Consider the following 4,505-nt stretch of genomic DNA (forward strand, 5'->3'; position numbering starts at 1 on the left):
CCCTCCAACAACCGCGAGAACCCGCCCGCCGCCGCGAGCGACGACCCCGCCGACCGGCGCGGCGACGTCCTGCTCGACCTGGTCCCGGCCGACGGGAGCCGGCCGTACGACATGCGTGCCGTGATCGAGGAGATCGTCGACCACGGGGAGCACATGGAGGTCCACGAGCGCTGGGCCACCAGCGTCATCTGCACGCTGGCCCGGCTGGGCGGACAGGTCGTCGGCATCGTCGCCAACCAGCCGCAGTCCCTCGCAGGCGTCCTGGACATCCACTCCTCGGAGAAGGCGGCCCGCTTCGTCCAGTTCTGCGACGCGTTCAACATTCCCCTGGTCACCCTCGTCGACGTACCCGGCTTCCTGCCCGGGGTCGGTCAGGAGCACGGCGGAATCATCCGGCACGGCGCCAAGCTGCTCTACGCGTACTGCAACGCCACCGTTCCCCGGGTCCAGGTCATTCTGCGCAAGGCGTACGGCGGTGCCTACATCGTCATGGACTCCCGCTCCATCGGGGCCGATCTGTCCTTCGCCTGGCCGGCGAACGAGATCGCGGTGATGGGGGCGGAAGGGGCGGCCAATGTCGTCTTCCGCCGGCAGATCGCGGAGTCCGGCGACCCGGAGGTGATGCGCGGCCTGCTGGTCAAGGAGTACAAGGCCGAACTGATGCATCCGTACTACGCGGCCGAACGGGGCCTGGTCGACGACGTCATCGACCCTGCCGGGACACGGGAGTTACTGATCGACTCCCTGGCGATGCTGCGCCGCAAGCACGCCGAGCTGCCCGCGCGCAAACACGGCAACCCGCCCGCCTGAGCCGGGCGGGTCCACACGACGCAAGGAGTGGACGAAGCATGACGAACGCTCTGCAGGATCCGCCCGGACCCGCCTCGGTGCGGGTCGTCAGCGGCGCACCGACGCCCGAGGAACTCGCCGCGGTCACGGTGGTGCTCACCGCCCTGCAAGGGGGAGAGGGGAGCGCCCCGGTGCCGGGGTCGACGGCCGCGACCTGGAGACGCGCCGGCGCCCACGGCTTCCCGCCGGTCTCCTGGCGGGCCGGGGAGTAGGGCGGCGGGCCGGCGGGGCCGGGCGCGGCACGGATACGCGCGGGGGCGCCGGGAGGGTGGCCGGCCGAGGCGGACACCCAGGTGGCGGCGCGTGCCGATCGCCCCGTGCGCCCCTTCTCCCATTGCACATCTGTTCGTGCGCGGCCATACACCCGTACGCCCCACGTGTCGATCCTGGCGATAGTTCACCCCAAATTTCGGGTATGTGCTGAATAGCCCCTGTAAACAGGGCGTTCCCCGCTGCTGGTCTTGGGAAGTGATCGGCGTGATCGACAGTGAAGGCGACTGCGCCGAGTGGACCTTCCCGGCTGTGCCGGGCGCCGTGCGATCCGCGCGGCACGCGGTCCATGAGGCGTTGAGCGCCTGGGGGCTCGACACCGCCGTCGGGGATGTGACGGTTCTGCTGGTCAGCGAGTTGGTCACCAATTCGATGCGCTATACATCGGGCCCCATCGGCGTCCGCCTGGTACGCCCTCATCTCAACGGCGACGCCCCCGCGGCCCATCCGGGACTGCTCGTGGAAGTTTCCGATCCGCTTCCGGATCCGCCCACCGAACGTATGGCGGGACCCGAGGACGAAGGGGGCAGAGGACTCCAGCTGGTGGCGTGTTCCGCCCGTCGCTGGGGGACCAGACGGGGAAAGACCGGCAAGACCGTGTGGTTCGAGCTGGCCCTGCCTGGTTAGGAGTGGGGTGGGACGCAGCGATCACCAGCGATAGGCCAGAAGCTGGCTGAAAGGTACTGAGACCGTGCTGTGATCGTGAACGCCGTGTCGGTTTAGGCCGGAGTGCTGAATACTGCGGACAGGACCGGTCCGGTGTGTGAGCTGGAGGGGACGGTCGCGTGAGCGAAATACCTGGGACAGCGGGCGGGATCGTGTGGCAGAGCAGCCCGCCTGGCTCGATCTATGACTACATCAGGGTCGCCTCCTTCTCGATCGGCCCCGATGGTCTGATCGAGCAGTGGAGCCGCCGGGCCGCCGGCCTCTTCGGCATTGCCGCAGACCAAGCGGTGGGCATGGATCCGGTCGAGGCGTTCATGCCCGCCGAACTGCGCACGGACGGCCGCCGCAGGGTCCGCGAGATCCTCGACGGCAAGGAGTGGACGGGCCTGGTCCCCTTCCGGATACCGGGCGAGGAGGCCGTGCGCGGGCTCGCCGAGATCTATGTGATGCCGAGCGAGACGGCGAGCGGGGAACGGGCCGCGCTCTGCATCGTCGTGGACGTCCGGGCACTGCGCCACATCGAGACGGACCTTGCCGCCTCACAGGCCATATTCGGCCAATCGCCGTTCGGCTTCGTGCTGTTCGGCACGGACCTCTCGGTGATCCGCGCCAACCAGCGTTTCGCCACCGTCTTCGGCGGCCGGGCCGAGGACCACCGCGGCCGCACGGTCGAGGACTACCTCTCCGGCCCCGAGGCCGACCGGCTCACCGTCACCATCGAACGCGTACTGGAGACCGGGACGTCCGTCACCGATCTCCTGATCGTCGGCACCGCGCCCGGCGAACCCGGCAGCCGCCACTGGTCCATGAACCTCTACCGCGTGCACAGCGGCTCCGGCCGCCCGATCGGCGTCGCCGGACTGGCCACCGATGTCACCCGCAGGCACATCGCCGCCCGCGAGGCCGCCAGCGCCCGCCGCAACCTCGCCCTGCTCAACGAGGCCAGCGCCCGGATCGGCAACTCCCTCGATCTGGAGACCACCGCCCGCGAACTCCTCGACGTCGCCGTGCCCGGCTTCTGCGACCTCGCCTCCGTCGACCTCTACCAGGGGCTGCTCACCGGCGACGACGCCCCACCGGGCAGCTGGGATTCGCTCCGTCAGGAATCCGTCGGCGGCTCCGCCGAACTGCGCCGCGTCGCCCTGGCCAGCGCGGTGGCGGACGCCCTGCCCGACATCGCCGCGGACACCGGCTCGCCCGAGCTCGGCTCCGTGCACCGCTTCTCGTTCAACTCGCCGTGCGCCATCGCCCTGCGCACCGGTCATGTCGAGGACGTGCCCGGCGACGACCGGGGCTTCGTCCAGTCCACGCTCGCCGTACCGATGGTCGCCCACGACACGGTGGTCGGCCTCGTCCAGTTCTCCCGTACGAAGGGCAGCGAACCCTTCGGCGAGCGGGACCGCGCACTGGCCACCGAACTCGCCGCCCGCGCCGCGGTCTGCATCGACAACGCCCGGCTCTACCGGCGCGAGCACGAGCGCGCCCTCATCCTCCAGCGCAGCCTGCTGCCGCCCGGCGACCCGGTGGCCGCCGGGCTCGACATCGCCTGCCGCTACCTACCCGGCAACACGGCCACCGAGGTGGGCGGCGACTGGTTCGACGTGATCGAACTCCCCGGCCACCGCACCGCCCTCGTCGTCGGCGACGTCATGGGCCGCGGGCTGCGGGCCGCCGTGGCCATGGGCGAACTTCGCACCGCCGTACGGACCCTGGCCCTGCTGGACCTGGAACCCGCCGAGGTGCTCTCCGCGCTCGACGAGGTCGCCCGCGGACTGGGCACCCCCGGCGGCGGCAACGCGTCCGGTGGCTCCCAGTGGCCCTCGCGGGCCGCCCACAAGTCCCGCGAGGCGGACCTCTCCGAGGTCTACCTGGCGACCTGCGTCTACGCGGTCTACGACCCGGTCACCCGGCGGTGCACCTTCGCCAACGCGGGCCACCTCCCGCCCGCCGTGGTCGAACCCGGCGAGGCCGCCCTGCTGCTCGACGTCCCGCCCGGAATGCCGCTCGGCGTCGGCGGCGAACCCTTCGAGGAGGTCGAGGTCGAACTGAAGGAGGGCTCCCTGCTCGCCCTCTACACGGACGGGCTCGTCGAGTCCCGCGACCATCCGCTCGACGAAGGACTCGAAGCCCTGCGCGGAGCGCTCGTCGAACCGGAACGGCCGATCGAGGACGTCTGCGACCACGTGCTGACCAGCCTCGACACCGGGCACGGCGAGGACGACATCGCCCTGCTGGTGGCCCGTATCCAGGGACTGCCGGCCGACGCGGTCGGCGACTGGCGGCTGCCCCGCGAACCCCGCTCGGTCGGCCGCGCCCGCGAACTGGCCCGCGGCCGGCTGCTCGCCTGGGGCCTGGACGATCTGGTGGACACCACCGAACTGCTGGTCAGCGAGCTGGTCACCAACGCCCTGCGGTACGGGGACGGCGAGATCCGGCTCAGGCTGCTGCGCGACCGCACCCTGGTGTGCGAGGTCTGGGACGCCGGACTCGTCCAGCCCCGCCGACGGCGGGCCCGCGACACCGACGAGGGCGGGCGCGGACTCCAGCTGGTCGGGCTGCTCAGCGTGGCCTGGGGATCGCGGCGGACACCGCGCGGCAAGACCGTCTGGTTCGAACTGGCCCTGCCCGACGGGGAGCCGGCCGCCGAACTCTCGGTCGAGCAGTTGCTGAGCATGTACTGAGCCGGCCACCGGGCGGGCCACCGCTGCCGGGGCCGCCCG

4 protein-coding genes are annotated in these 4,505 nt (G+C 71.4%); all 4 read left to right on the plus strand.

From position 1 onward, the window contains the following. A partial coding sequence (locus tag ABZY11_RS43010; protein ID WP_356484390.1) for a carboxyl transferase domain-containing protein occupies positions 1-810 on the plus strand: 810 nt, incomplete at its 5' end. Positions 811-848: 38 nt separating this feature from the next. Next, complete coding sequence (locus ABZY11_RS43015; protein WP_356484391.1) at positions 849-1,061, plus strand: acyl-CoA carboxylase subunit epsilon; 213 nt, start codon at positions 849-851, stop codon at positions 1,059-1,061. Between the two features lie 256 nt (positions 1,062-1,317). Continuing rightward, positions 1,318-1,746 (plus strand): ATP-binding protein, encoded by a 429-nt coding sequence (locus tag ABZY11_RS43020; RefSeq protein WP_356484392.1) that lies wholly within the window; start codon positions 1,318-1,320, stop codon positions 1,744-1,746. A gap of 191 nt (positions 1,747-1,937) precedes the next feature. After that, positions 1,938-4,466: a SpoIIE family protein phosphatase gene (locus ABZY11_RS43025; RefSeq protein WP_356484393.1), complete on the plus strand. Its 2,529-nt coding sequence runs from the start codon at positions 1,938-1,940 to the stop codon at positions 4,464-4,466. The last annotated feature ends 39 nt before the right edge of the window (positions 4,467-4,505 follow it).

Source organism: Streptomyces sp. NPDC006510 (assembly GCF_040611955.1).
In the GTDB taxonomy this organism is placed as follows: Bacteria; Actinomycetota; Actinomycetes; order Streptomycetales; family Streptomycetaceae; genus Streptomyces.